At 43.3% G+C, this 20,656-nt stretch carries 24 protein-coding genes; 1 reads left to right on the plus strand and 23 read right to left on the minus strand.

Going from position 1 to position 20,656, the window contains the following annotated elements; genetic code table 11:
- The 20 genes from HMPREF1144_RS21035 to HMPREF1144_RS21125 all read right to left on the minus strand — a co-directional run.
- Positions 1-380, minus strand: a 380-nt coding sequence (locus HMPREF1144_RS21035) for a conjugal transfer protein TraG N-terminal domain-containing protein (RefSeq protein ID WP_042928183.1), incomplete at its 3' end; no start/stop codon positions are given.
- A 14-nt stretch (positions 381-394) separates the two neighbouring features.
- Positions 395-1,837 carry a conjugal transfer protein TraH gene (locus HMPREF1144_RS21040; protein ID WP_009653894.1) on the minus strand — a complete coding sequence of 481 codons (1,443 nt, stop codon included), beginning with the start codon at positions 1,835-1,837 and terminating at the stop codon, positions 395-397.
- A complete protein-coding gene (traF, locus tag HMPREF1144_RS21045) occupies positions 1,834-2,934 on the minus strand; it encodes a conjugal transfer protein TraF (RefSeq protein WP_007372246.1) in 1,101 nt (366 codons plus the stop codon). The genes HMPREF1144_RS21040 and traF overlap by 4 nt, the downstream gene beginning before the upstream one ends.
- Positions 2,912-3,250, minus strand: coding sequence for a hypothetical protein (locus HMPREF1144_RS31845; protein WP_024196083.1), 339 nt, complete (start codon positions 3,248-3,250; stop codon positions 2,912-2,914). The genes traF and HMPREF1144_RS31845 overlap by 23 nt, the downstream gene beginning before the upstream one ends.
- A 216-nt stretch (positions 3,251-3,466) precedes the next feature.
- Entirely contained in the window at positions 3,467-3,988 is a 522-nt protein-coding gene (locus HMPREF1144_RS21050; protein ID WP_007372245.1) for a hypothetical protein, read from the minus strand.
- 21 nt (positions 3,989-4,009) lie between these two features.
- Complete coding sequence (locus HMPREF1144_RS21055; RefSeq protein ID WP_016241575.1) at positions 4,010-4,399, minus strand: hypothetical protein; 390 nt, start codon at positions 4,397-4,399, stop codon at positions 4,010-4,012.
- Between the two features lie 24 nt (positions 4,400-4,423).
- Complete coding sequence (locus HMPREF1144_RS21060; RefSeq protein WP_016241576.1) at positions 4,424-4,684, minus strand: hypothetical protein; 261 nt, start codon at positions 4,682-4,684, stop codon at positions 4,424-4,426.
- 27 nt (positions 4,685-4,711) lie between these two features.
- Positions 4,712-4,933: a hypothetical protein gene (locus HMPREF1144_RS21065; RefSeq protein ID WP_007372244.1), complete on the minus strand. Its 222-nt coding sequence runs from the start codon at positions 4,931-4,933 to the stop codon at positions 4,712-4,714.
- Between the two features lie 33 nt (positions 4,934-4,966).
- Positions 4,967-5,194 carry a hypothetical protein gene (locus HMPREF1144_RS21070; RefSeq protein WP_016241577.1) on the minus strand — a complete coding sequence of 76 codons (228 nt, stop codon included), beginning with the start codon at positions 5,192-5,194 and terminating at the stop codon, positions 4,967-4,969.
- Positions 5,195-5,204: 10 nt separating this feature from the next.
- Positions 5,205-5,513, minus strand: a complete 309-nt coding sequence (locus HMPREF1144_RS21075; protein ID WP_016241578.1) for a hypothetical protein — start codon at positions 5,511-5,513, stop codon at positions 5,205-5,207.
- Positions 5,514-5,568: 55 nt separating this feature from the next.
- Complete coding sequence (locus HMPREF1144_RS21080) at positions 5,569-6,069, minus strand: hypothetical protein (protein ID WP_016241579.1); 501 nt, start codon at positions 6,067-6,069, stop codon at positions 5,569-5,571.
- A gap of 63 nt (positions 6,070-6,132) precedes the next feature.
- Positions 6,133-8,046 (minus strand): VWA domain-containing protein, encoded by a 1,914-nt coding sequence (locus tag HMPREF1144_RS21085; protein WP_007372243.1) that lies wholly within the window; start codon positions 8,044-8,046, stop codon positions 6,133-6,135.
- A gap of 64 nt (positions 8,047-8,110) precedes the next feature.
- Entirely contained in the window at positions 8,111-9,466 is a 1,356-nt protein-coding gene (locus HMPREF1144_RS21090; protein WP_009653892.1) for a DUF3150 domain-containing protein, read from the minus strand.
- 59 nt (positions 9,467-9,525) lie between these two features.
- Entirely contained in the window at positions 9,526-10,605 is a 1,080-nt protein-coding gene (locus HMPREF1144_RS21095; protein WP_007372241.1) for an AAA family ATPase, read from the minus strand.
- A gap of 59 nt (positions 10,606-10,664) precedes the next feature.
- Positions 10,665-11,042 (minus strand): hypothetical protein, encoded by a 378-nt coding sequence (locus HMPREF1144_RS21100; RefSeq protein ID WP_007372240.1) that lies wholly within the window; start codon positions 11,040-11,042, stop codon positions 10,665-10,667.
- A 371-nt stretch (positions 11,043-11,413) separates the two neighbouring features.
- Complete coding sequence (locus HMPREF1144_RS21105; protein ID WP_007372239.1) at positions 11,414-12,523, minus strand: lambda-exonuclease family protein; 1,110 nt, start codon at positions 12,521-12,523, stop codon at positions 11,414-11,416.
- A 57-nt stretch (positions 12,524-12,580) separates the two neighbouring features.
- The gene (locus HMPREF1144_RS21110) at positions 12,581-14,137 is read right to left on the minus strand and encodes a recombinase RecT (RefSeq protein ID WP_007372238.1); all 1,557 of its coding nucleotides are present in this window, start codon (positions 14,135-14,137) and stop codon (positions 12,581-12,583) included.
- Positions 14,138-14,212: 75 nt separating this feature from the next.
- Entirely contained in the window at positions 14,213-14,977 is a 765-nt protein-coding gene (locus tag HMPREF1144_RS33080) for a single-stranded DNA-binding protein (protein WP_016241581.1), read from the minus strand.
- 366 nt (positions 14,978-15,343) lie between these two features.
- Positions 15,344-15,844, minus strand: coding sequence for a hypothetical protein (locus HMPREF1144_RS21120; protein WP_016241582.1), 501 nt, complete (start codon positions 15,842-15,844; stop codon positions 15,344-15,346).
- 62 nt (positions 15,845-15,906) lie between these two features.
- The gene (locus HMPREF1144_RS21125) at positions 15,907-16,518 is read right to left on the minus strand and encodes a hypothetical protein (protein WP_009653893.1); all 612 of its coding nucleotides are present in this window, start codon (positions 16,516-16,518) and stop codon (positions 15,907-15,909) included.
- A gap of 437 nt (positions 16,519-16,955) precedes the next feature.
- Here HMPREF1144_RS21125 and HMPREF1144_RS21130 point away from each other — a divergent pair, with 437 nt between their 5' ends.
- Positions 16,956-17,702: an AcaB family transcriptional regulator gene (locus HMPREF1144_RS21130; protein ID WP_009653890.1), complete on the plus strand. Its 747-nt coding sequence runs from the start codon at positions 16,956-16,958 to the stop codon at positions 17,700-17,702.
- A gap of 48 nt (positions 17,703-17,750) precedes the next feature.
- Here HMPREF1144_RS21130 and HMPREF1144_RS21135 read toward each other — a convergent pair whose 3' ends face one another.
- The 3 genes from HMPREF1144_RS21135 to lepB are packed head-to-tail and all read right to left on the minus strand — an operon-like array spanning position 17,751 to position 20,646.
- On the minus strand, positions 17,751-18,818 hold the full coding sequence (locus HMPREF1144_RS21135; RefSeq protein ID WP_007372234.1) for a TraU family protein: 1,068 nt from the start codon (positions 18,816-18,818) through the stop codon (positions 17,751-17,753).
- Positions 18,815-20,128, minus strand: coding sequence for a TrbC family F-type conjugative pilus assembly protein (locus HMPREF1144_RS21140; protein ID WP_016241583.1), 1,314 nt, complete (start codon positions 20,126-20,128; stop codon positions 18,815-18,817). Before HMPREF1144_RS21140 ends, HMPREF1144_RS21135 begins: the two co-directional genes overlap by 4 nt.
- Positions 20,122-20,646, minus strand: coding sequence for a signal peptidase I (gene lepB / locus HMPREF1144_RS21145; protein WP_007372232.1), 525 nt, complete (start codon positions 20,644-20,646; stop codon positions 20,122-20,124). Before lepB ends, HMPREF1144_RS21140 begins: the two co-directional genes overlap by 7 nt.
- Positions 20,647-20,656 lie beyond the last annotated feature (10 nt).

Below are 20,656 nucleotides of genomic sequence, written 5' to 3' on the forward strand. Positions count from 1 at the left end.
ATGCTTGGGACAGAAAATGCCTGCTCCATCTTCTCGGTAGTTGCATACCCAACAGTAGACAGTACAGATGCGGCAACGGCTAATCCCGCTGGTACATTATCAACAGCACGAAACTTACCCGTTGTAACATCTTCAATGTTGGTGCGCATCGATACACTGAAAAACAGGTAATACATCACGACGGCCACACACATATGAGAAAGGGATAATGATTTCCCGGCTGATATAGCAGCAGCAAGCACGACACAAATTACACCAATGAGTGCTGAAATCCTAAACAAGGATCCGTAAGTGCCATCATTCAATAACATGGCAACGGAATTGAATATATTATAAATAAATTCAATGTTGCCAACAGTATATACGTTCCATTCACTCATATTAAGTTACCTTGTTAGAGCGAGCCATCAAGAGAACCTTCAGATTCATAATGAACCTGCGGAAGCGTTGTCATATAGTTGCTGAATGATTCAGGTATACGGGCCTCGCCACCATAACGGGATATCATGGCGTTATAGGAGACATACAGATTTTGCCTTGCCTTTTCGATTAGCTCTCCAGCATCCTTATAATAAACTGACGCCGATTTATCATTTTCCTGCTGGAGCCGTGCGCCGGTCGCAGCAGCCGTAAGCATTTCGCTGAGGTAGTTATAAGCAGCTGAATAGGCTATGACAGGAGATAGTTCACGTATATAGGAATAAGATGCGGCTAAATCATGACGTGCAATTTGAGTCGCTTTACTGGTAGCACCAGCTACGTTGTAGTAGTTTGCTTGCCGTAATTTAGCATCCCCAGGGTTTGAACCAGTTCTGGCCGAGCTCAAATATCCGTTATCGATAAAGAAGAGTGTGATATTGGCAGCGAGACCTTTAATTATTTTGGTCTGTTTTTTGGGATTCTCACAAGTACTAGTCTGACCTGAACAAGACCAGAAATCGAAACTATCATCACCATTTATAAAAGAATCCAGGACATTTGAAGTTGCGAGTGGAGCAATCCTAACCACACTCTTTTTAGCTGACCCATCTTTATCTGTACCCAACTGGCTACCGACGATGATGGTGCCGGTCATAGACATAATAAGTTCTTTTTGCTCATCTTCGGAGCCGATGAATTGATTACTAAAGCTACCATTCTGGAGCAAACACCACACAATGTTACCGTAATCGTCACATGCCTTTCTTTTCCCTGCCTCTTGTTTTTGTACGTCGGGTGCTTTACCACCACCCATATTGCCCCACATGGCTTTAAATTGGTCTGAGAGGCCATCAGAGGACAGCTGAGAAGATACAGCAGCCTTTGCACTGTCACCAAATGCAGAGGCAGTGTCGACTAACAACCCCTTCGCTAACTGACACGAATTTGCGGTCAGATCGTTCATCTGCTGGATGATTGCCTGCATTTTCGAAATAGCATTATCCAGAACGGCATCCATAGCGTTCAGGGCCAACTGGAAAGCTAGACCGGCAGCATTAGAAGCAATATTACGTAGCATCTGGACGAACTGATCAGCGTTGATGAACGAGAATGACCCGCCGAAAAGGTCTATCCCTCCACATCCTCCCGACGCAGAAGGGAGACTAATACTAATAGGTGTCAATGTACGGAGCTTATTACGTAGAACAAATCCGCCACCGGTATATCCATCACGTGTAACGCTCTGATAATCACCGGGAGCTGTAACATTCGACATAGAGCCGAACATACTGTCTAGCTGAGTACTAATGCTGGTGGCCTCGCATTGAAAAGCTGTCAACCCGGAGAGGCAGATAGAAATTGCAAGAATGTTTCTACGGAATACATTCTTTATATTATAGTTGCGCGAAATCTTCATTTTTCCCCCGGGTTATTAGCATTTGGGTTAGGTGTCGAACCGTAGCCAGCTTTAGCTTGTATATATTTGATAAACTCATCAGGTTGTTGAGTTAGGTCTTTAGGCATGTCATTCAGAATGTTTGAGTCGATATAGCCGGTATCGTTATATGGCAAGGTGCTCTTATATTGCTGGTCAGAAATGATCCCTGCATCGTGGGCAATAAGGACTGTTCTTGAAATTAACTGGTCTGCACTGATAGGCCCAAATGAGACAATGCGTGTTGTAGATGGCGGGATTGCCAGAGCTATCGCAGGTGCGTTTGATATTTGGAGCTTTGATGCCTGGCCAGAATCAGGCCTCCAGTCCGGGTAAATATTCCCTGGAAGAGGTTTACCATCAAGTGAAATTGGGATGACCTTCATGTCTGTCATGAAACTAAACGTATTCATAACAGAAGCTTGCTTTACGCATATGGAGCAGTTTTCCCCACGGAAGAAGAAAAACAATCCTGCTTTTGTCGCTACGTCTTTTATGACCGTTCTCGAATTGTTTTCAGCTTCATTCGATTGATCCATTGCCCCAAATGTTGAGGTTGAGCGGCGGCTATTCTCATCTATGAGGGGGTCGGTAGAAGTAACCAACCTAGCCATATCAGTAAAGCGGCTGGCTTTATCCAGCATAATGCGTTGGGCCAGAAAATATGCCCTAACGTTTTCTTGGGTAGGATTGTCGATGGCCTGGTTGCGTAGTTTCTGAATGTTTTCATTAAACCAGGCTACGGTGAACGGAGCCGGGCCGGGCTTTTCAGTTGCGGCAGGTTCTGGAGTCGACTCCATAGGTGTTTGAGCAACCTGTTTAGGCGTTTCTTGAGGCGGTAAAGTCGGCGGAGGAGGTAACTTCACTGGCTTTTTCTTCACTGGCTCAGGTGGCGATTTACGCCAGAACCAACCTTCCTCTTTTCCATTCAGAAATGCCTGACCACCAGCGAGGTCGTCACTGGTGGTCTGAGGGGATTGAGACGTTGGGGTGTTACCCTCATCCGCAAGAACTGAGGTAGAAAAAGCAAATCCCACTAGCAGGGGAATAATGATTTTAGTTAAAAATTGATATTTCATCGGAATTACCCTCGGAAATTATTCTTGCGATAGACTCCGTCCAGAAAAAGCTATTTTTTCCACTAAAGACCCTTGCACTTTCAAGTTGGCGAGTTAATGCATAATGCCTATATCTGACCTGTCCTATACGTTTGGCTACACTATCCGACTTAACACCAATTTCGGAGCAAGCCTCATCGAGAGTCATGCGTGTTCCATATTTACGCAACAGCTCATCAGTAACTATGTTCTTAGGGTCGTCGTTAACTAATACCGCAGGGATTTTGTGTGCTGGCATAAGCATTGCCCTGTTATGAGAACATTTAAGTGTCTTCATAAAACTCCCTTATCAGAAATACGGACGGCATTACGATTAGTTTGCCATATGGGTTAAAATAACAAGTTCAAAAATGGCAACGTTTTGACTGTAAAAATCAAAAGTAATTTTCATGTGCATCCGTTTTGTTTACATGATTTGAAATCAGCAAATACAAAAAAACCCAGTCCGAAGACTGGGTTTTTCTGTGTTAGCTAATTAAAAGAATTAGATGCTTTAAAGACCAAAGTTATCTTTAAAATGGCCTTGGTTCTTCCAGGATGAATTCTCCATCACACAGCATTCAAATACTGTATTCAGGCCGTCATCTGGAAATTTAAGGGCATCGTTGCCTATACGAATGATGTTACCGATGAGTTCACGGGCTAACTGAGAATTACGCAAGAAACGCGTAAAGAACTCATTGCTGATATGTTTGCCCAGGTTATAAGCAAATTCAAGCAACGTTGCATCGTTAGCAGTCAGCACCGCACCAGATTCAGATGCGTAATAAAAAACATTCTCTTGGCAACCGAGGTTTTTCATTGCGCGGAGAAACAACATTTCTCCTTCCATATCCATAAGGCGAAAAATTATATCAATATCAGATTCATCGTTTACGACAGCACCGACAGCATCATAAAGTACGGCAGCGGGAGCTTGTTCAAACTCATCACGTTCGTAATTCATCAACATACGGTTTTGTGCGTTATTAAAGCTATCAATATGATCTGATTTAGCAGTAGTTGAAGTATACATGAGTGACTCCTTAGAAATTTTCTACCAGACAGTTTGTTCTTTCATGAAGTCAGCCTCATTCGCTATAAAGCGTTTTGCTTCATTCATCGCCGCATCGAAATGTTTATTACCCAACTTACGTCCTAGATCAGTTATCTGTTCAACAAGAAGAGCACATTCAGGGTGAGTAAATCGTCCACCACCTTGGCAGTAAGTTAAACGAGTAACCAGCATTAATGCCTTCGACTCATTTTGTGTTACATGAAAGATGGTTTTCTGAGTTCCTATCCCTCGTTCGTTCAGAATATTAATGGTATCCATATCGGCGAGTAGTAACCTTAAGTCCTGCAAATCTCTATCGATTGAATGAGGTCGCAATGACATATCGCCAGACACAAAACCATAGATATCCTCGGTTTCAGAATGAAACATATATACCTCGATAAATTAAATGAATTAGAAGATACCCGGCTTACACCGCAATAGAGCATTAAATATCTGCTCACGAGCCTCAGAAGGATTTACTTGTTTTGCAATTCCTTCAATCCACTCATCAACCGGCAATCGGGTAAAATGATGGTCTGTATTGCGAATCCTGATTGCAATGACAGCCCAGTGAGCGAGAGCATACTGAATATAATGCTTATCGCCTTGTGCAACTTCACCGCGTATTCTGGCGGTGCGGTTGTTATACTCTATCAACGCGCAGCCACTCATACAGACTCCAGTTATTAATCTATATAGTTAAAAGACAATTCCATCATCAATCGCCGTCAGGCTTTCGATCTTTGAAATGTCGATGAAGTTAAATCGTCGTACATTGTTTGCAGTAATAATCCGACCGTCATTAAGCTGAATGATCTCACTTTCTTTATCAGAACGTGATGGCCATGAAGCGATAACAGAGTCTTCAGTAATTACATAATGCCGACTATTTGATATAAACAAAATGCATGGGATATCCATTAAATGAGACTCCAGACATTCAGTCTTTAAAGATTAAAATTCTGTAGTACCAATCCATACATCATTAATATATGCATCGGCCCCAAACTCAACACCACAAGGCTGTACTTTATCCAGGGTTTCGAACGTCCATCCTTCTTCAGGAGGCCATTGGAAAAGCAATGGCGCTCCATCCAAATATTTTATGGCGAGAACCCCATGACGAAGAGGTGCGAGGATATCTGTTTCACCGGGTCTCACTTTAACCCAATAATGAATCATGATGTCACCTTTATTGATTTACCCGAGGAATGAATTGGGTTTGGGTGGTTATATCAGACATGAGTTCATAAATCTTGTATGGCCACCAATTTGAATCCATATCACGGAAGAAATGAACCTCAGTGATATCGGGACACATCGGATGCCATAGGTTAAAAACCATAAGTTCAGATGCCTCAACCTCAATGAACTGATTGATTGAGGTTTTCCTGAACTCATTCGTGGAAATAAACCCTATTAGATCCTCCAATTGATTAAGCAATAAACCCGCTTGTAGCAGTTCAGAGGAACTATCGAAGTCATGTTTTAAAATATTCATGTTAGTCTCCAGCGTGGCACGAAAAAAACGCTGACCGAAGTCAGCGTTTGTATTATTACAGAGGTTTATTCTTAAGCGGCTTCGCAGCCTCTTTAGGATAAGTGTGATAAAACGCTTTTCTGTATTTTTCGTATCCAATACGTTGGGATGCAACATGTTCCATATTAGTGGGAGCAGTAAAGTGATGACACGCAATCAGTCTTGCTTGTTTTGCCAATTCACTTGACCACTCGTGCAGGATTTCCATCCGGGTTTCGAATGGATCAAGACCCGCTATTTTGCAGCAACTCGTAAATGAACATAAGTCTTCCTGATTTTCTTCCGAACAAATCCAGAGGATTTCATCCACACGCTGCTCACCAGTACTACGGTATGCAGTCATGATATATATACTATCCCGAATTATTTCGTAAGCCATCTTTGATGAAAAACGAAGTTCATAATTATGTTCTGAATCGGCTGATATCAGATCATATTCACTTTCAGTGGCATCGAAAATACTCATGAATGAGAGTTGATTTTCGTGAACCACTTTAGATTTTGCGGTTGCAGACATAATGATCACCTTTAAAATAAATTAAATTAATTTAGAAAGCTAAAACGGAAATTAAAATACAGATTAAGACATGAGAGCTTTACGGGTTACTTCAAAGAGTTTGCTACGTAAGGCAGAAACAGAACCGACAGAAACACCGGTATCACCAAAAAGACTTTTCATCATGCGGTCACTGGCATCACCGAAACCGATGCCAATAACGATGATGTCATCATCTTTAGCGCTTTGTATCATCGCTCGCGCAGAAGCCATATCATCAGGCTGGCCATCAGTTGCTATAACCAATACATGGCGATCCGCTTTAGCTGACGTCAGGTCTGCAAGTGCAGGCCATAACGATTCGCAAAGAGGAGTACAGCCTTGCGTACCAATACCAAACTGATGAGTTCCTATAGCTGTCCGTAAAGTTTGCTCCCGTCCTTTTAACAGACCTACGCTATTATGTGCGGCGTGTGGGAAATGGTATGCCGAGGTAGTTACCCCCTGAATACCATCGAGCGCATACAACATTGATACAACAGCGGCTTCAGCCTCTTTAACCGACCGGCTCATTGACCCGCTAGAGTCCAGCAGGATAGTAAAAGCAGAACTGACATCTACTGCCTTGGACTTATGTTTAAAAAGACGCGTATTGCCCAGCATGGCACTGGTAACCAGTCGAGAATCAAGCTTACGACCAGTTTCACGATGTGTTCTTCTCACCGCTCTTACACCCTGTAACAACCCATGAAGTGATTGGCGTAACCCGGTAGCCATCTGCACCCCTAAACTTACGGATGCATTACCGGTATCGTGCCGCTTCGCAGGTGCTACTGAATATGGAGTAGGTGAAACGATACGTTGATGCGGGGGTACTTTGTCTTTGATTAACTGATTGAGCTTATCTGAAGTGTTCTGTCCAGTACGGCCAAGGTCATTCGATGTGGTTCCTTCGAAAGGGTCTTTACCGCCCTGGGACATGTTAACGACAGAAGCTTCACCCGAAGCATTTGAGCCCGGTTGGGAAGCTCCGGCTTTGTTGTCACCAGAGTCGGAAGCAGGAGTATTACGATTAGCTGACGTTGACGATGAGTTATCGTTTTCATCATCGCTATCGTTTTGCCCATGTTCTTTATCTGGTGCGCCACCGGTATTACCATCAGGATCTGAAGAAGGCCCATTCTGACCGGCTGACGATGACGGCGAGCCGCCATTACCGCCTGAACTTACAGTCTGGCCATCCCCATTTTTGTCAGAACTGTCGGATGACTGGCCCGGCTCTGACGAACTGTCATCGCCTTTGCTGTCACCATAATCAGCGCCCTGATTATCATCCTGCGGAGGTTCTTCTTGCTCATTAGTTTCGTTAAATGCATCTACTGCGAGGTCATATAACCGACATGCAACTTCAAACACCTTTTTAATCGAGGTTGCTTGTACTGCTTCAGCCATAACCGTCATAGCTTTGTCGTACAGCTCCAGCCCGAAGATGCGTTCAAAGTCTTCACGCACTTGCTTTGTTGGGATAGTTAAACCGTTGAAGCGGTTCAAACCACAAGTAAGCAGGGTATCCAGAAATACCGATGAAGCTTTATCACAGGATTCCGCTTCTTCACTGAACAAAAAATGATTCAGTGAATTGAGATACTTCAATGTACCTGGATAGCGACAACTCATCGCACGTTCAATGCGCAAATCTTCGCAAAGATTGACCAGGTGTCTAAGTACCTCAACGTTGTATTTATCCGACTCCATATGCTCTTGAATGAATATCTTAAGATCACCAAAATCAGTGAAACGGATATGTGCTGCTTCATGTACGGCATACCCTAATAACGGATTTGCCAACATTTCAGCGTCCTTGAAGAATGGAAGGTTAATAAGAAAACCAGCACCAGTCTCCGTAGCATATGCTTCATTGCCGCCAACAGAAACATTAAGACCAATCTGAGAGCTTAATGCACGTGCGACAATAGGAAGGGAATTATAAATACCCATATATACCTCACAATAAATTTAAATAGATTAATTAGAAAAAAGGCCCGGAGTGGGCCTTTTATTTTTAAAACACCATTATTGTTTCGTCATCATCGAGTGAAGACGAAATTACAATTTCAGGCTCTTTTCCATCAATGACTTTTTCAGAATCCAAACCCGAAATAAGAGCTGAGTCTGGCAGAGAGCGGGGTACAATCGAATCACCGCCCAAAAATGAATCATCATCGACCATAACCGCACTAAACGCCGGTATTACAGCGTCATTAACAATTCCATGCTCCTGGGTATCGGACAAGTCGTTAACGTCAGTATCAGCCGACGTATTAACCGGTTCGATTGCCAAAGACGTATCAGCTGAACCATTGATTTCTACCAGAACAGATGGGGCTTCAGCGAGTGAATCAACGCTTTGCAATCCGATCGGATCTTCTACTACCACAGCAGATGCAAACGCATCTGTATGCGGAGGAGGAAGCGTTTCTACCTGAACCTGAGTTGCCGAAATGGCCGCTAAAGTCATGGCATCATCATCTCCAATAAGGTTCATTGAAAGTGATGGGTCAATCGCATCGTTACCATCTGTAGTACTGGCTGATGACAGCAGTTCTACAAACTGTTTTGCATGAATTGGGTCGCGTAGGTTATTGAGGAGAGAGAGAATGTCGTTATAAGGTTTGCCCGTCACTTTGCCGGTTAGCGGAATGTCTTTCATTACCTGATTAACATAGTCGCTAAGAGACTGGACGCTTGGTGCGATGAAAGCTAGGGAAGCGAGTTTATCGCCGCAGCGGCGTAAAGGATTTAGTGTGTGCTGAGAAAACGCATCGGGGTTCCTGTTTTTAAGGAAACCTTCAACAACATCAGCCACATCCTCATAAACTTCATCCGCTAAACTTTTAACTTGCCCAGTTAAACCATCCTGAATGACACTGTTACCATAAGGTGTGATATGAATCGCAGTAAAGCCAAATTGTATCTGGCTATCCATATAAGACAAATCGATCGCAGCATCACGCAAAAGTATAGAGCGATACTTTTCTTCAAAAGAATTAATCCAGCTATTAAAATCAGCTTTCATAAATTCCTTTTTGTAATCGTAAAACTCGCCCTTAAGTACATTCAGTTTACCAATTAAATCATTAACCTTGTCGGCTGGAATTGCATAGCCTCCCATAAATTTAATACCCGCTTCAAGACATAAAGCGTGAGCTGAATTCTTCTTGCGGGTAAATGGATTGATGAGTTGTGGGTCAATGATTTTCTTGCTACCTAATGAAACAAGTACATCAGGTGGCAAATCAGCACTGTTACCAAGATCTTCTCTTTTCAGCTTACGACGACCACTAATACTGGTGATATCAGAAAGAGAAACGAGAATAAGTTGTTCCAGAACCTGAGTGGCATTGGATTTGATAGTCATGACATACCTCATTAATTTAAAATTGATTTAAAAAGAATTAAAAAACCCCAAGCGGGGTTTTATTTAAGTGCTTCAGAACCGAATACAGCTTCAACGATGAGATGCAAAGATTTTTTATCATCTGCTGATGCACGATTACCAATCTGATAATCGAAAGCTGTTAATAATGCACGTGGCATCTTTGCAGCTTTCATCATTGAGTAGCGGTCAAGCCAGGCCACCAGCGAACGAGTTGAACACGTTACTGATAAACGAGTGTCGGGAAGAACACCGTCCGGGAGTTTTGCACTGTTAGTATTGACACTAGTGTCAATTTCACCGGTGATATTCTTGCCTACAAAAAGACCGCGAATCATATTCGCAACGTCAACAAATTTCTCCGCGACTTTGGTGTCGGGGATATATTTGGTAATCAATTTAGTCTCGGTTTCTTTTGGCATATAGTCAGCAGTGATAAACATATAGCGGTCAAGGTTGGCCACATTTAATGTTTTCACACCGCCATAAACGCCAGTAAAATCGCCCTGACCAATTGAGTTAGCCGTTGCAACAAATCTGAAGTTCGGGTGCTGTTTAATTACCTCGTTGGTTTCAGGAATAACTAAATTCCCTCCTTCGAGGATGGCGTTAAAGGCATTGGCACAGGATGGGTCTAATTGATCGTACTCATCGAGTAGGAAAATCAGTCCATACTTGTACGCCAGCGTCAGTGGGCCATGAACAAAAACAGTCTTGGTATCACCGGTCAGTTCATTACACTGAAGCCGGAGACCGCCAATGAGATTGTTAATATCCAGGTCTTGTGAAGCTGTAGTTTTCATGACAGGCCAGTTAAGTCTTGCTGCTACTTGTTCGACAACACTGGTTTTGCCACAACCTGTTGGGCCAGAGATCCACAGAGACTGATTTTGTGGATAGTTAATCCACATCAGTACAGATGAACGCAAATACGCTTCAAAAACATAGTCGTCATTCTGTTTAGGCACGAATGCACTAAATGGATTGGCTGAGTCAAATCCCTGGAACGGTTTAACTTTATCCATCTGATGATCTGGAACAACAATACCAAATACAGAAGGGTGGACAGGTGTAGAGCGCGCCATGATTTCAACAGACAGGTTTGCGAAATTAGTAGTCATGATATACCTCATTAAATTAGATAGATTTAAAAATTAAAAATTAATTAAGAAGAATGATGTTATGCAGCAATATCAGCACGTACTAAATCGACATGCTTATAATTGCGGCTAACACTGCCACTGTTATCAACACTGGTAACCTTTGGTGCATACGTTACATAAGAAACGATGCCTCTGGCTCTCAATGCAGAGACCAGAACAGGCATAAAATAGGTTTTGGCATAAACAAGTACACCATCAGCCTTATATTTATTACAGAGTGATGTAGCGATTTCAGCAAATTCTTTAGCTTTATCGGTCATAACATCTTCTGAAGGACAGGTATTAAAGGTCAACAGTTCACGTAATGCGTGTGATACTTGCTGATCGACATCAATAACGCCCATTTCCCGTTGTTCTGGGGATGCAAGATATGCAGTCATATTTACAAGAAACATGATCAGACTCCTCATTTAAAAAGATTAGTGAATTAGATGAATTAGGCCTTGCATGAAGGCTGAAGTTAGGTACTAGTTTCAGTTTGGGAGTGACTGAGGCACTTGTTGTTGTCTACGTGACAACAAAACACCTTTTTCGACGGACAAAAAAGCCTGCCGCTTATGAGAGCCGCAGGCTATCGAATTTGTTTAGGCGAAAGAAATCCTTGTGAATACCAGGAGGTATTCAGGAGTGGCTTGAGCGCCGAATTTAGAAGGTGTTTAAAGGCAGTTGCCTGAAGTTAAGCGGACTAAGCCGCTATTTAAAGATAATAAAGGATGTGTAATTGGTCAAGCAAAAAAAAAGCCCAGTTTTAAACTGGGCTCAATAATTAAAAAACAACGTATTGTTGGGCTGAGTCTGTCTCTTCTGCACCAGGAGATACCAGTACGGAAGTGTCATCCAAAGGAATGTAGACAGTATCAGTCAGAGTTGATTTATATTCATAGGTACTTAACGAATTTCGTACCGATGACTGACCGTAACATTCTGGATGATGTTTGGGGTCAATAGATAATTTATCGCAGATTCGTTTGTAGCTCGGTTTTTCCGGTACGCGAGACTGAAGAAAACGAAAGCCAAAGCCATCGATTCTAACCAGCTCGTTATAGGAAAAGCCAATAGAAGCACCTAGACCCTGGATCAATAAATTGACCGCGTTCTGGTATTCTTCGAACTGCTTTTTCTTTAAAGCCAACTCTTTCTCCATCTGCTGCAATGTTCCAACTTGTCTGGCTATGTCTACCACACGAGCTTCGAGGTCGTCTGGAAGCTTAAAGCCTTGTGTCTGAGACATGATTTCAGGGTCAGAGATAAGCAAAATATCTTTTTCCTTATCAAACGGTAGAGCTGTTTTTGTCTGAACCTTATTCCAGAAGTATTCGCAGGCAACCTGGACTCGATAAAACGCTTTCTTCGAAGGCATAATTTTAAAGACCTTGGTCTGGTCAGTGGCCGACCAAAACACAAGATACGCCTGGGGTGCGCCTGTTGTCAGCAGCTGGTGCTGAACTTGCCAGTAGTAATAACGGAATTCTGGCGATTTGGTTTCAAGCTGAAGAATAGAAAGATGTTTGCTCTCGCAAAGATTCTTTATCTCAAGGATTGAACCATCGTCGAACTGCCCATCCAGCGAAGCAATCATGTAAGGATACTTTTTGTTCCTTACACAGAAAGGCAGGGCGATTTGTCCAATCTCTTTTTCGCAGTAACTTCTGGCAAGTGCTTCAAGCTTTTTACCAGCATCAACCTGTTTAATGACAGAAAGGTCTTCTGCCTTAATCAGGCCAGCGTATTGCAAATAGAGTTCGTAGGGCGTTTTAGTTGCACCAGCCTCCTCTAACAGAATAGGGGAGCATGTTGCTGTCACACCAGTTTTACGCCATTCGAGCCATTCCTTTGAGCCCTGCACAACATCAACGACTTCATAAATGTCAGACATAATGATCACCTTAAGATAAATTTAGAAAGTTAAACCGGCAGTTTCCTGCCGGATAAGTTAAGCGGCCAGAAGATCTTCAATAAGACCTTCTACCATTTCTTTTAGAGGGGGAAATGTCACATTGTTGAGAGCGGCATTGAGCCTCACAAAATCAGATGTATTAACAGCCTCAAGATATAACTTGTGTATTTCCATTGATTCGGCTTGGACTTCACCGACCCATTTGGCCGCGTCGGTTTTAAACTCACCCTTACCCATTTTTTCGATGAAGTTAAGTACTTGAGTAAAATCGAAGCTACCTACTGCGTTAGTTAAATGATTTTTGAGAAGTGACCGACGGGATTTTTCTAAAGATAAGCGAGCGAATGCCAGCTCACTTTCATTCAGATCGAAACTGCTTTTTGCATCGTTTAAAATAGTTTCGTATCCAAGCGTCTTTTCTGCCCGGCTTACTAACTTTTTAATTCTGCGTTCAGCCCATTTTCTGACCCCGGGATGCTCAGACATTTCTTCATTGGACTGCCCATTGGTTTCTCCGGGTGGAGGGAGAATATCATCAGCCGAACCATTTACGTCAGCTGGAGGTGTATTTCCCTCAGCCGTATCGTAAACATCGGTTGGTGTATTGCTCTTGATGTCCTGCTGCTCGGTTGAATCAGGTTCTTCAGGGAGCTTATTAAACTCACCTTCAATAACTTTATCATCAGACTTTGCAGTTCGGATTGTAGTATCCGTATTACCAGCCGTCCTGGCTTCTTGTCTAACCTCCATTTCAGCTTCAGCAGCTGCGACGGGTATTGTTGCTGTACGGAAACCTTCACCACCTGCAGTGTTCAGATATTCAATCATTGAACTCAGGCGAGTACGGTTACCAGGAATTAAGTGTATGGTCTGCTTAATAGCTGACTTGAGCACCATCTTCCAAGGGAACTGAGTCCACGGTGAATACTGCCGTTTCTCCACTTTTGCCCAAGATTCGGATTTCGCCCGAGATTGAGCTAAATCCTGAAGGTCAATGAAAAATACCAGATGACGTCCATCCTTCATTAAATAGTCGACATAAGCCCCCCTGAACATGCCTCGATCTCCTAAAGCACCCTGATCGGTGTTTGTGAGAACGAGTCCCCCTTTATAAGCAAAGGGGTCAAATTCGTGGTCTGGGCTGGAACGACGACCATTGGTTTTAAATGAGTCCTTTTCAAAAACTAATTCAGCCACAATGTCTTCGCATAAACCTTCATCGGTGGCCATCCTGCTGAGCCCAATATAGGACACGTCAAGAATGACACGACCATCGCGTGGAACCAGGTAAGCCTGCTTCTGCGCCGGGTCAAGAGTAAGGCCGCTACTTGCAAGCTGAAGGAATGCTGTTTCGAAGGACTTTGGATTATTAACTGCTATGTCAGCCAAGTAGTTATTATTGTTGACAATATGTTTTGCAAAAACGCATTCACGTTCGAATGAGATGTGAGGTGAACTGGAACCTGCGGATGCAAACATCTTTTCGAGCGACAACATATGTCGAGCAATGCTGTCTATCTTAACGACAATATCGGTGTTCCCTTTATTGTTGTTTGAGAATGAACCAGAACTACGTGATTTATTTGAGTACATATATACCTCATTAAATTAAATAAATTATAAGATTAAAAAAGAAGAAGGTTGCTGAGGAATCAGCAACCAGTCATATCAACCGCGAACTGATGAATATGCGTTAGTTAAAGTTACTTGCCCGGAGGAGCTTAATTTTTCATTAAGTTTCATACGAGCTACAATAACGGCTGCTGTCGAATTATCGGCTGGCAGATTTGTCCAGGCTTGCATGTTGACAGGGTGCTTAGAGGTTGCGGCTTGCGGACGTGATGTCTGCACGGCTCTATTCTTAGCATCCAGCTTCGGCGAAGCTTCTGGTATCTTCTCTACTGAATTTTTATTGTTGTCTGGTGATACAGACTCTTTTCCAGGGTGCAGCTGCTTTTGCTCGGCATATACTGTTCTCCATTTTTCAGAAGCAGTTCTTACCTCTTCATCAGACATTTTCTGCCACTTCATATCGTCCTTAAGTTTTTGCGCTACTTGAGGGGATAGCGAAGTGACGGTTGATGTAGATGGTGGCTTTACAGTTTCATTTGCACGGGTATCTATTGATTGACCAGTCTGAATGATTCGAGCCATGAAAACATGAAACTCAGTCCTCATTTGGTCAATACCATGTTTTGTATAACGGAATGATCGAGCTAATGCTTCGATATACAGTTCGGTATTCATTTGAATATTATCGCGTAGAAAATCCGCGACTTTACCAAATGCTTTTATCGAATAGAACTCGGTCTGAGACTTGCCGCTAATGGACATGTCACAGCGCAAACGGAAATAAATATATGAATCTGCATTGTTAGATGCAGGCACATATTTAGGTTCTATCGCAACAATACCCTTTGCTCTGGATTGCATAGTTTATACCTCATAAATTTTTAAATTAAAAAAGTTAAAATGATTTAGTGCTATAGGCACAAAAATTAGAAAGATTTGTGAAGCATCCAGTTAGAGTGCTGGACTCACTGTATCCTCAACAAGAGGAAAAACACCTTTTTCGACGGCGCAGAAAACACGATGCATGATGCACCGTGTGTCGAATTCTATGGGCGTAGGGAAGCCGTGCGAATGAACTTATTCATTCAGGGATGGCGCGTTGCCGAAATAAAGAGTGTTAAAAGAAGTTAAGCGGGATGCCCGCGATATAAGATTATGATACGACGTTTGGTTGGTCAATCCAGAAAAGAAAAAAACCCAGCTTTCGCTGGGTTTTTATAGGGAGGTTTAGCATAACAAGCGTTCCAGACGCTTCCATGTTTGGATTGCCATGTCGGTTGAAGCATCTGATATCTCTTTATAGAGATCAGTATTTCGCCGTTCATAGTAACCTGGAAAGGTGAGCCTATGCAGGCAATCATCTAACTTTGAAAGATCTCCAAAGTCGTGAGCGCCTACATTGATTTTTGCTCTGATTGCCAGTATATCTCCCTCTATTTTCATGAGCTCAATGAGCTCATGCATTTCGAAGAAAATATTAGACTGATAACGACCAGCATGTTCTTCGCATTCGATGCTATCGCATACGTCACATACTTCAGCGTTACAGGAATGATAACCGCAGTGATTACACGTATAAGAGAATCTCTGGTTTATTGCCCCTGCAACACAGTCTTCATAAATCCGATGTCGGCAGTCTTTCCCACAATTTTCACACTCTGCAATCATTGTGTAATCATCCAGTTCCATACCACCCGGCTCAATGCTACTACCATAGACAATTGTCATAATATACCTCATATATTTAAAAGATTAAAAAGTTAAGGCTTATAGCCTGAATTAAGAATATTTTAGCTTTCGGCGAGTACTTGCATAACCCAAATGCCGCGACGTTTTTCGTTAAGGAGAGTACGATACCCTGTAACCTTACCGCTTTCGTCAAACACTTGTGCTTTGTCGGTTCTTACTTCAGACTCTTTCCAGACTGAAACAATATCACCAACTTGTGCTCCACAAGTCTCAACAGCATTTTTGAGCCCAACAGCCCAAATTTCATGGTCTTTCCCACCACTACGTATTGTGACTAAATACGATTTATCGTTATTAGGATCGTGTTTCCAGTTTTCGAGACCGTGGTAAACAAGCTTTCCTTCAAAACGATGGTTTGCATATTTGGCTTTGTCATTATTTGACCCAGCCCGAGAAACACCTTCAACCATGTTTCCATTAGTTGCTTCATTAGATTTTTTCCCAGACTTGGTAAAGAATGAATTATAAATAACGAGTAAAGCAACAACTACACATACAGTCGCGGTAACAAAACCGAGACCAGTGAACAGTAAACCGCGTTCCGTTATAAAAATTGCCAGCCAGATTGGGCCAAGGAATCTGATATATTCGGCACGGTAATACACAGCACCAAAAAATACGATACCTGCCATTAATGAGATTGGGTCAGACATAGATCACCTATAAATTTAGAATGCGAAAATTTAGCTACCTAAAAGGTAAACTAAACGGATGTACACAAAACTGCACATCTGTTGATTCGCTGGAGTTAAAAGGATTAACAATTTTTTTTGTTTGGGATTGAGAACCAAAATACCCGTTTGGGTAAGCAAAGAGACATGTCAGGTTTAACCTAAACACATCAGAGATGCTCGGGCCTGTAGAAGGCGTAGTTAACCCGGGAGGAGGTCATCCGGTGGGCGCTGGTTGAGCGCGAAATTAACTAGGAAGTTGTGCTGATGTCCGTCAGCTCGGTTCTTATTCATTTAAGCATATTGGTTTAATTTTTCAAGTCGGTTTTTCATGGTCATATTGCAGCCATTTTTCAATGACAACTATCCTGAGTTTTGGCCTAATCAATTGGCATACAAATTAACTCCGAGGTTCTGTTATGGCTAAAGCACCGGTACAAACCGTAAAACAAGCTAAAAAGAGTGGGGCTCAGGATAACCGAACCCCTAACTCTCGTGTCGAATATTCCAATCCTGAAGCTGTCGTGAAATTTACTCTTCACACCCAGGAAGGTATTCGGGTACAGTCCCGTAATTTTAACATTATCTCCCAGGCTCTCTTCAATCTGACCAATAACAGCCGAGCCCTTGAACGGCTTGGCACTAAATACAGTGGTGCGATTGAACGTACACTGAAGGCGGTTAACGAAGTAATCGACATGCCTGAGAAAGAACTGGAAAATAACATTGCTATTCTGAACCGTGCGGTAAAAGAAGAAGAAGAACGCAGCAGCCTCAATGAAGTCGGGTATACCCATCCAAAAGAACATGAGGTTCGCATCAGAACGCCGCAAGCGCTGCGGGTTATCCGCATTATTCAGAACTTTGATAAATTGCACCAGATCATCGATACCCTCTGGTTAAATAACTGTTTTAATCAGGATGAGGTCGAGGAGTTTAAGTCTCGTCTTCATAATCTCATTCGTGATCTGGCAGCATCACTCAAACGTCACGCGCAGGCATCTGCTGATGAGCTTAATCAGGCCAATGGCCGGGCCGCTGAAAAAGAATTGGCTGGAAGCACTGAGACAGAACCTACCCAGGTAGACCAGGAAACAAAGGTGTTGCAGGATGCCAGTAATGAAGCGAATGATGATCAGAATGAGGCCATTAAACGGCAGGCTTAATTCAACGAAAAACAGAAATTAAAAACCCTGCATTGCAGGGTTTTTTTATTACATTGTGCGGCAACAATCTACCCACTGGAAAATCATGTAGGTGCTGTCCTGGCCTTTACCGGTTGGATAACGGAAAGGCCCACCTTGCCATTGGTATGGGGACTCACCGACCTCATGACTGTTTTTTGTCTCCGGGGTAGGGTAGAACATATTCAATTTGTACTGTTGCTTTGGCAACGTTGGGTAAATCTTGGAGCGACAAACAGTATCGTTTCCCATCGAACGGTAGGCCAGTCCACGACGATGTTCTGCGGCCAGCATACGGATCCCGACCAGGCTGGTTGTTCTGGGGGCATCCATACTCCGTACCGATCCAGTTAAAGGATACTGCCCACCCCAGGAACCGGCACACCACCAAAGTGAGTCTATTGGCTGTTTACCTGCAAATTGTGCCGCTGCTTCACCGGCGCAAGCCTGCATTGCTATCACGTTAGCCACAGCTGCTGATTCCGGGTTCTGGAAGAATGCCAGCATCGTATTATTCCAGGTCGGGTCAATCTCCGTGAAATTAATGATATCAAAATCGCTGTATGGGTCGGCATTACATTGACCGGGTAGATACATATCCAACATTCTTAATAACGGCATAGCATACATATGTGCGTTGTAGAAACTTATTGAGAAACGCTCCCGCTGTTCCTCGGCTGCTCCATCGGTCTGCGGGCCAAACTGCAAATCATTACCAAGGTCGAGTGTTACCCCTCCTAGGGATGACATGCACCCGGGTGTTCTCGTTAACTCGATGAGCTTTCTCGGTTCCCACATCGCGGTCAATACACCCGGGTGATAGACGTTCAATCCATCCTTACAGGCACATACTGTCCCTGATGCTGCATTGTCAGGTGCAGTACCTGTCATCGACAGATTAATACCGGCAAGCTTTATCGGGAAAATACAGTTCCAGCAAACATCCGTAATGAGTTTCGCTGATAAGACTTGGTTATCATGACAGACCTTGTTCTGTACGGGTGATGAAACGTCAGCCGCAAAAACCGGCATAGTAAAAGCCAGACATGCGAGCACCAGGGTCTTGGGTGATTTCAGAACTGAGAGAATTTTTTTCATTTCAGCTCCTCAAAATCTTTGCGTGAATATTCATCATTAATGAATCGCTTACTGTCGGCTGTCACAACGCTGGGCACGTTTATCAAACCATAATGTTCGGCCATGCCTGGCTGAATCATGTATAGCCTTGCGAAGTCACCGTATTCTTTCTTGGTGTCACGGAAGGTCTGCCAGCCATCACCATACACGTTTGTCGTGACCAGTATTGGCGTGAGGGAGGCTGGTGTATGTTCAAACTGATACCTGGCGAACTGGCGTTGCCATTCTTCACGTGCATCGAAAAAGATTAGCTTGATGGTAAATGGCATCACAGTTAGCGGGTTAAATCGCCCCCGTTTTGCAACGATATCGCCGTTAGGTGAAGTAATGTTTTGAGGGATAATGACCGTCGGATCGATGGTTCTGGTAGCTCGCTTTGTCGCTTCCGGGAATTCCTGGAAAACCTGGCGGGGCCAGTAGTTATCAATGGCCTTTTTCTTCATGCCATCAAAATCGAGTTTAGCGACACTCTCCTGTAGTTCATCAATAAGGTTCTTCTCTACGACCCCAACAGCGGGCCCGGCCACACCAAGGTCGCCGGTCTTGTCTTTCAGGTACGCGATGTCATAGATGCCTGTCACCCTGGCCACCAGCTCACCATCTTTTTCATGGATAATGGTCGGTACAGAACTAACGTTGTAGTTTTTGAATACAGTTGGATCGAGGTTTACGGCCAGAGAAGACTTGGAGTCGAAGGAAAGTTTCTGCCAGTGGGTAAGTTCATCAAGCAGGTTCTTTTTATCTTTTGCCCCCTGGACAACCAGAGCGATATCCGTGCGTCCATCGTATAACTTGAGAATGTCGGTGATTTCAGCATCGCTGAGAGACGCGGAGACGAGAATATAAATAAAATCACCGGCTGGCTTATTTTGTTTCTCGTTAGTCATATCAGACTTTGCTAACGCTCCTCTTACCGCATCATCGACTAGTTCATCTGTATTTTTATACTCGGGCATTTCACCCATCATTTTTCGATTATCTTTAACCGTGTCAGTAGCGCGGTCGGCAGTGGCATTTTGATTATCACGAGCCGCTTTTATGAGACTGTCAATATCTTTCATTTCAGTTGCAGATAATTGACGCTTAGCTTTTTGAATGTCAGTGACTGAGTAGTTATTAGCCGGTCTTGTCGGAATATTATCTAAGTTGGATACCGGTCTTGACGGCAGATCACTTAAATAGATACCAGTGTTTTCGGCCCAGACTGGAGTGAAAACAACAGCGGTTACAAATGCCAATATCGAAAGTCGAAAAGGTGTTTTTTTTACCATAATGGATACGCTCGGCCTATAATTTGTGACTCGTCTAATGATCCCCAGTACCTGGAATCAAAACTGTATCTGGTGCGCCCCATCATCCACAGGCGACCATTCGGTACGACACCACTACGCGTTAGCTCCTGTTCGGTATGGCCAGATTCTGCTGCTAATGCCAGTCCCTCACCGACCATAGAGCCGTTAATTGCAGTCTCTTCGGGATCAACGGAGACTGTGTCTCCCGCAATGCCATCAACAATTTTCAGCCCTTTGCCATATGGTTGCATTAGCTCAGAATGAAAGGCGTAAATTTTCCCTTTGACGATTGATTTGTCCATTTTATCGACGAGATATATTCGGTACGGAGGAAGACATTGGTTATTTTGTGGATCGATACCAATCTCATACCGGTTAAGCACGTATAGCGTCAGCGGTGCGGTTAAGAAAATAACAACGATGCTGAAAACAATATGTTGCCTCCAGCTTCGCTTTTTACGAAATATTAAGCTCCATACTGATTTGGGTGTATTCATTCGCCCACCG

This window comes from Klebsiella sp. OBRC7, from assembly GCF_000293135.1.
Taxonomy (GTDB): domain Bacteria; phylum Pseudomonadota; class Gammaproteobacteria; order Enterobacterales; family Enterobacteriaceae; genus Klebsiella; species Klebsiella michiganensis.

Bases quoted from the DNA above. Each gene is read 5' to 3' on its own strand.
- HMPREF1144_RS21070 (WP_016241577.1), bottom strand. From the start codon at position 5,194: ATGATTCATTATTGGGTTAAAGTGAGACCCGGTGAAACAGATATCCTC.
- HMPREF1144_RS21110 (WP_007372238.1), bottom strand. From the start codon at position 14,137: ATGTACTCAAATAAATCACGTAGTTCTGGTTCATTCTCAAACAACAAT.
- HMPREF1144_RS31845 (WP_024196083.1), bottom strand. From the start codon at position 3,250: ATGAAGACACTTAAATGTTCTCATAACAGGGCAATGCTTATGCCAGCA.
- HMPREF1144_RS21140 (WP_016241583.1), bottom strand. From the start codon at position 20,128: ATGGTAAAAAAAACACCTTTTCGACTTTCGATATTGGCATTTGTAACC.
- HMPREF1144_RS21095 (WP_007372241.1), bottom strand. From the start codon at position 10,605: ATGACTACTAATTTCGCAAACCTGTCTGTTGAAATCATGGCGCGCTCT.
- traF (WP_007372246.1), bottom strand. From the start codon at position 2,934: ATGAAATATCAATTTTTAACTAAAATCATTATTCCCCTGCTAGTGGGA.
- HMPREF1144_RS21105 (WP_007372239.1), bottom strand. From the start codon at position 12,523: ATGTCTGACATTTATGAAGTCGTTGATGTTGTGCAGGGCTCAAAGGAA.
- HMPREF1144_RS21040 (WP_009653894.1), bottom strand. From the start codon at position 1,837: ATGAAGATTTCGCGCAACTATAATATAAAGAATGTATTCCGTAGAAAC.
- HMPREF1144_RS21060 (WP_016241576.1), bottom strand. From the start codon at position 4,684: ATGAGTGGCTGCGCGTTGATAGAGTATAACAACCGCACCGCCAGAATA.
- HMPREF1144_RS21065 (WP_007372244.1), bottom strand. From the start codon at position 4,933: ATGGATATCCCATGCATTTTGTTTATATCAAATAGTCGGCATTATGTA.
- HMPREF1144_RS21125 (WP_009653893.1), bottom strand. From the start codon at position 16,518: ATGTCTGACCCAATCTCATTAATGGCAGGTATCGTATTTTTTGGTGCT.
- HMPREF1144_RS21055 (WP_016241575.1), bottom strand. From the start codon at position 4,399: ATGTTTCATTCTGAAACCGAGGATATCTATGGTTTTGTGTCTGGCGAT.
- HMPREF1144_RS21075 (WP_016241578.1), bottom strand. From the start codon at position 5,513: ATGAATATTTTAAAACATGACTTCGATAGTTCCTCTGAACTGCTACAA.
- HMPREF1144_RS21050 (WP_007372245.1), bottom strand. From the start codon at position 3,988: ATGTATACTTCAACTACTGCTAAATCAGATCATATTGATAGCTTTAAT.
- lepB (WP_007372232.1), bottom strand. From the start codon at position 20,646: ATGAATACACCCAAATCAGTATGGAGCTTAATATTTCGTAAAAAGCGA.
- HMPREF1144_RS21100 (WP_007372240.1), bottom strand. From the start codon at position 11,042: ATGTTTCTTGTAAATATGACTGCATATCTTGCATCCCCAGAACAACGG.
- HMPREF1144_RS21130 (WP_009653890.1), top strand. From the start codon at position 16,956: ATGGCTAAAGCACCGGTACAAACCGTAAAACAAGCTAAAAAGAGTGGG.
- HMPREF1144_RS21080 (WP_016241579.1), bottom strand. From the start codon at position 6,069: ATGTCTGCAACCGCAAAATCTAAAGTGGTTCACGAAAATCAACTCTCA.
- HMPREF1144_RS21085 (WP_007372243.1), bottom strand. From the start codon at position 8,046: ATGGGTATTTATAATTCCCTTCCTATTGTCGCACGTGCATTAAGCTCT.
- HMPREF1144_RS21090 (WP_009653892.1), bottom strand. From the start codon at position 9,466: ATGACTATCAAATCCAATGCCACTCAGGTTCTGGAACAACTTATTCTC.
- HMPREF1144_RS21120 (WP_016241582.1), bottom strand. From the start codon at position 15,844: ATGACAATTGTCTATGGTAGTAGCATTGAGCCGGGTGGTATGGAACTG.
- HMPREF1144_RS33080 (WP_016241581.1), bottom strand. From the start codon at position 14,977: ATGCAATCCAGAGCAAAGGGTATTGTTGCGATAGAACCTAAATATGTG.
- HMPREF1144_RS21135 (WP_007372234.1), bottom strand. From the start codon at position 18,818: ATGAAAAAAATTCTCTCAGTTCTGAAATCACCCAAGACCCTGGTGCTC.